This window comes from Photorhabdus viridis, assembly GCF_040256935.1.
Taxonomy (GTDB): Bacteria; Pseudomonadota; Gammaproteobacteria; order Enterobacterales; family Enterobacteriaceae; genus Photorhabdus; species Photorhabdus viridis.
In genome coordinates, this window is the sequence record NZ_JBEJZY010000209.1 from 1 (window position 1) to 755 (window position 755).

Below are 755 nucleotides of genomic sequence, written 5' to 3' on the forward strand. Positions count from 1 at the left end.
GCTTGGCACGGGCCGTTGCGTTCAGGGAACGCAGATCCAGACAGGAGAGTGAAAAGCCGATGTCTGTAGGCGCTATCTGCTGGCAGGGCTGACCGTCAACCCGCGTAAAGTAGGTACGCAGGCTCGCTTGGCGGGCGACAAGGCGATCGAGTGCTGCGGTGAGGGCCTGCTGGTCAAGCTGACCGGAAAGCTGCAATACCGCGGGAATATGGTAGGCCTGGCTGGCAGCGGAATCGAGTTGGCTGAGGAACCACAATCGCTGCTGGGCAAAAGAGAGTGGCAGAGGCAAGCTGTGATCGGCCGCCGGGATAACAGCCCGGGCGGTGACTGAGGCAGCAGTGAGTGCCCGGGCGAGGTCAATAAGGACAGGCTGGGCAAAGAGCTGAGCCAGCGGCAGATCCAGTGCCAACACTTGGCGCACGCGTGTCGTGCATTGAATTGCGAGTAGTGAGTGACCGCCGAGTTTGAAGAAATGGTCATAACGTCCGACACGCGCCAGCCCCAGCAGGTCTTGCCAAATTTGTGCCAGTGTCGTTTCCAGTTCGCCAACGGGCGCTTCATAGGCATGCATTGCCACGGCAGACTGGTCGGGTGCTGGCAGTGATTTGCGGTCGAGTTTGCCATTGGGCGTGAGCGGGAAGCTCTCCAGCATCACAAAGGCACTGGGCAGCATATAGTCGGCCAGATGCTGTGCCAGTTGCCGGCGTAAATCCGCCGGCGCCAGTTCAATGCCGGACTGAGGCCGGAGATAAGCC

At 60.4% G+C, this 755-nt stretch carries 1 protein-coding gene; it reads right to left on the reverse strand.

Features of this window, described 5'->3' with window-relative positions; translation table 11 throughout:
* Nucleotides 1-755 (reverse strand): condensation domain-containing protein (locus ABR397_RS23005; protein WP_350307733.1); only part of this gene is annotated, 755 nt, incomplete at both ends.